The 4,290-nt window shown below is 63.4% G+C and carries 4 protein-coding genes and 1 pseudogene; 1 reads left to right on the forward strand and 4 read right to left on the reverse strand.

The window, feature by feature from the left end; all coding sequences use genetic code 11:
- Positions 1 to 545: pseudogene (locus tag IWX63_RS16385) on the forward strand (dihydrolipoyl dehydrogenase family protein); the annotation flags it as partial.
- Positions 546 to 704: 159 nt separating this feature from the next.
- Here the strand turns inward: IWX63_RS16385 and IWX63_RS16390 are convergent.
- From IWX63_RS16390 to IWX63_RS16410, 4 genes are all read right to left on the reverse strand, one after another.
- The gene (locus tag IWX63_RS16390; RefSeq protein ID WP_199279217.1) at positions 705 to 1,295 is read right to left on the reverse strand and encodes a TetR/AcrR family transcriptional regulator; all 591 of its coding nucleotides are present in this window, start codon (positions 1,293 to 1,295) and stop codon (positions 705 to 707) included.
- Positions 1,296 to 1,995: 700 nt separating this feature from the next.
- Positions 1,996 to 2,169 (reverse strand): hypothetical protein, encoded by a 174-nt coding sequence (locus tag IWX63_RS16400; protein WP_199279218.1) that lies wholly within the window; start codon positions 2,167 to 2,169, stop codon positions 1,996 to 1,998.
- Positions 2,170 to 2,226: 57 nt separating this feature from the next.
- Positions 2,227 to 2,964, reverse strand: coding sequence for a mycothiol-dependent nitroreductase Rv2466c family protein (locus IWX63_RS16405; protein ID WP_199279219.1), 738 nt, complete (start codon positions 2,962 to 2,964; stop codon positions 2,227 to 2,229).
- Between the two features lie 183 nt (positions 2,965 to 3,147).
- Positions 3,148 to 3,663: a recombinase family protein gene (locus IWX63_RS16410; protein ID WP_334685952.1), complete on the reverse strand. Its 516-nt coding sequence runs from the start codon at positions 3,661 to 3,663 to the stop codon at positions 3,148 to 3,150.
- Positions 3,664 to 4,290: the final 627 nt, after the last annotated feature.

The following is a 4,290-nucleotide window of genomic DNA, read 5'->3' on the forward strand; positions in this document are numbered from 1 at the left end:
CCCTGGACTTGGACGCAGGCCACGTGGCATATGGCCCTCAGGGCATCGAGGTAGCGCCACACCTGCAGAGCACCACGAACCCTGCCGTGTATGCCGCTGGCGACGCCGCGGACACCGCCAGGCTGCCGCTGACCCCCGTCGCGGTCATCGAAGCGAAAGTCGCCGCGTCCAACATCCTCACGTCCGCCACAACAGCTCCGGACTATGCCGCCACCCCAACAGCTGTCTTCACCATCCCCGAACTCGTCCGCCTGGGCATGCTCGAACCGGAAGCCCACGCCAGCGGCCTGGACATCGAGGTCCGCTACACCGACACGAGCCGGTGGTATTCGAACTACCGCATCGGAGAAACCGCCGGCGCCACCAAAATCCTGGTCGACCGGCGCACCGACCTCATCGTCGGCGCCCACCTCTTCGGCAGCGGCTCCACGGCACTGGCGAACACCATCAGCGTCGCCATGAAACACGGCCTGACAACACGTCAACTCAGATCAGCCACCGCGGTGTACCCATCAACAGGATCCGACTTGGGATCCATCCTCTGACTCCCGCGCCCCCGAGCCCGAGTCGCAGTCACAGCCCCACATCAGAGGTCCTATCCGCCCGGTGCCAGAGCTGGGGGCTTGTCGGACCTGCAGCGTCATTGAACCCCTATCCCACTTGAATGGGCGGGACGGGACCGCACCAACATCCCAGGGCTGACGTCACCCCGACTTCGGCGTATGGCTCGCAATAAGCAGTTGCCCGAGTTTCCTGATTCTGCCGGGCGAGGTGTACCCCGTTCCCAGGGCGGCGACGACTGATCCTTGGAGGAGGATCATCCAGCATTCCGCGAAGTCCCTCGGGTCGATCAGTCTCATCGATGCGGCGGCGTTCTCCACCTGATCGCGCATGTCCCTCAGATAACCGGCACTGGCGGACGCGACGACGTCGGCAGGACCTGCGTCGACCAGAGCCCGGATGTAGGGGCATCCGTTGAAGTCCTCGGATTGGAACCATTCGTCGAAAATGTCGAAGATCGCCAGGAGCTGCTCCTCGGGCGTGGCCCCACGCTTCCGGGACTCAGCACCCAGATACCCGATGGTGAACACGTCCCGGCGGCGGTCCAGGAACGCCATGATCAGGTCGTTCTTCGACGGGAAGTGGCTGTAGAAGGACGCTTTCGCGACCCCCGCGGTATGGATGATCTCATTGACGCCCACCGCCCGGACGCCCCGCTCAGCGAACAACGCGTAGGAAGCGTCGAGGATTCGCTGCCGCGCACCCACTGCGGGTTGTTCCTGTGCCAGTGACATCTCGTCCTCTTTTCATTAGAGACCATAGTCGTACCTCATCCTAGGATGACTAGACAGACAAGTCTGTATGGTTAGACTAGGCGTGCTTCTCGAGGAGGGTCCCTCCTTGGCAGCACTGGCCAAGCAGCACTCCGGACTCTGGACTCCGGACTCCCAATCATTGCCAATGGTCACCTGGACGACCCAGACACGGCGTCCTCCCTGATCGCCGAAGGAGCAGCCGACGTCATTGCCTTGGGCAAAGCAGCACTCGGCAACAGGGACTGGCCACACAGAGTCCGCAACAACCTGCCCCTGGACGAAGTAGATGGCCGCCTTTTCGCACCGGTCGCCGACGTCAAGGACTGGAAACTGGAACTACTCCCCTAACCCCAGACTCCCGCCGCACCACACGTCAGGGGGCGTTGTATCAGGCCACCGCCCGGCGCAGCGCACCCTGACCGCCCGTCGATTCATCCTCATCACCGGTGCCACCGCCATGTTCTCCCGGCTCCCGGGATGCGATGCGATTCGACTCGGCGGGATGCACCACATCGCCCAGCGAGCCCAGCCTTTGGCGAGTTCATCGAGCACCGCGCCGAGCGCGCATCAAAAAGCTTCGTCACGACCCGTTCAAGAAGATTCCCACCCCCTTCTGCCGCGATCGCCAGGTCGACCGAGTCGTCGGTTACCTCTGCCTCTCTCCCACTATCTACCGTGCTCAACTGCTTCGTTTTCGCACACCATGCTCAATGACGGGGGCGGCGAGACCCTTCTCGGCGAGCCAGTCGGCCGTCGCATCCGCCGGGTTCCGCTTCTCCTCGCCGCTGACCTCGCGGTTCAGGGACAACAGGTCATCCGTGGTCAGCTGCGTTTCGGCTGACGCCCGAACCATCACGTACTCCTGGTGTCGGGTGCCTGTAAGACCTACGGGCCCATCCGCACACACCGCTTACTTCTTCTGGCGGCGGCTGCCGCCGTGCCAGTCCTCCTGCTGCCCGACCGTACCGGCGTCGACTCCGAGGGCCGGAAGCTGAGGTTGCTCACGCAGGCTTCGCTTGAGCTCTGCGAACCCAGGGAAGCGCGCCAGAGCCACCACGTGGTCCCACAGCGCGGCCGCTGAATCGCCCTCTGGCAGCCTGCTGATCACCGGCCCGAAGAACGCCACACCGGTGGGTGGCTCGAAGTGGATGATGGGTGTGCCCACATCCTTACCCGTCAGCGCCAGCGCCTCATCGGTTTCCCGGCGAATCTCACCGTCCCAGGACTCGTCGTCGAGAGCCTCCGCCAGTGCAAGCGGTAACCCGGCGTCGGCGAGGATCGGCTCGACGAACTCACGCGTGCCACGCCGCTCCCGCACCTCCCCCTCAGTGTGCTGGTTCACTGTGTCCGGGGCGGTCTCGAAGATGTGCGCCCCGAACGCCGCATACAAACCGGCCATCGACTCGCGGCCGTGCTCCGCACGGGCCCGGGCCGCCACCCGCAGCAGCCGCAGCCCCGCCGTATGGCCGGCCTCGTACTCCGGAGGAAACTGCGCGCTGTAGTCCACCTCTGAGTTGATCAGACGCAACGAAATGAACCGCCAATCCACCGTGTAGTCGCGCTGCGCCTGCACCTGCCGCACCCACTTACTCGTCATCCAGGCGAACGGGCAGACCGGATCGAAATAGAAATTAATGTCAGCATCCACACGTCCACCCTTGCACCGTCCAATCGCCCCGTCCATCCAAACTGAGGTCATGCCCAAATGTAGGCACTCGTACCACTCCCTCTCGCAACGTCCACACCACCTTCAGTCAGTTCCGGCGTGTGCTCAAAAATCACGGGTGATACCACCCGGAGGCCCACCACGGCCGCCTGACTGTGACCCCCGTCAAGGTGCTTCGTCGATGCCAATATTGAGGTAGCGGTACACCGTCGCCCTGCTGGCCCCAATGATTTTTCCGATATCCGCCGGCACCAGCCCCTGCGCCTTCAACTCATGGGCTCGCCGGACCTTCGCATGATCGGCAGTGACTTCCCGCCTGCCGGCCTTCCGCCCATGCTCGGCCGCAATGGCCATACCCGCCCTGGTCCGTTCGGCCAGCTGGTCACGCTCGAGCTGGGCGAACGCCGACATCACCGTCAGCATCGCCCGCCCCATCGACCCGGTCGTGCTGATTCCCTCTGTAACACTCCGAAAATGGACACCCCGCTGTTCGAGGTCATCGATGAGGGCCAGGAGGTTTCGGGTGTTGCGTCCCAACCGGTCGAGCTTCCATACGACCACCTCATCCCCCGCCCTCAGATGATCCAGAAGCTTGTCGAGCTCGGGCCGGCTCGCTCTCGTGCCGCTCACCCCGTGGTCGGTAAAGATCCGGTCACACCCCGCCGCTTCAAAGTGCGGCATGCTGCAATTCCGCGTTCTGCTCCAGCGTACTGACCCTGGCATACCCGATACTTCCCAACTGGACGCTCCCACCGCTCATCAAAGGCCTTCTTCCCCCTTGTTGAGAATATTGCACGTGAGACACTTTGCTGGGACATGGCGCGGTCGCCCACTTCCCCGCCGATCCTGGCACTCGCGAATTTGGGGTTAGACCCTACCGCTCGTCCGGTCAAAGGATCGTTTCGTGAACGCGCTACATCTGTTGAGCGGCGGCCGCAGCGCCGTCGCGGCGGGTGCAGTTCCGTCTTCCGTTGCGAGCATTGCTGCCGGTTGGCGTGCTCGTGTGGCGTAGGCCGTCGTCGTGATGGCTTGCGTGATGGCGTGGACCAGCCGTTTGGTGGTGAGCTCCTTGTAAGGGACCGGTTGCGGGCCAGCGCCGAGTGCGGTGATCCGTGCGGCCCAAAATGGTTGGTCTACGACACCAACCGATTATCATCATCACCCAAATCAGACCTACGACTGCCTGACAGGTGACTGCAGCTGAGGTCTTGGCCCTAGGGCGTGTCTCCTAACCCCGAGGTGGGATGAACGAGATCATGGTGGGATGTCTCGTACTCGTAGTCTTTCGGATGCCGCGTGGGGGCGTTT

It is taken from the genome of Arthrobacter sp. CAN_A2 (assembly GCF_015752045.1).
Taxonomy (GTDB): Bacteria; Actinomycetota; Actinomycetes; order Actinomycetales; family Micrococcaceae; genus Arthrobacter_D.

Coding starts and splice junctions, on each gene's coding strand:
- IWX63_RS16410 (WP_334685952.1), bottom strand. CDS start 3,663: ATGCCGCACTTTGAAGCGGCGGGGTGTGACCGGATCTTTACCGACCAC.
- IWX63_RS16390 (WP_199279217.1), bottom strand. CDS start 1,295: ATGTCACTGGCACAGGAACAACCCGCAGTGGGTGCGCGGCAGCGAATC.
- IWX63_RS16400 (WP_199279218.1), bottom strand. CDS start 2,169: ATGGTTCGGGCGTCAGCCGAAACGCAGCTGACCACGGATGACCTGTTG.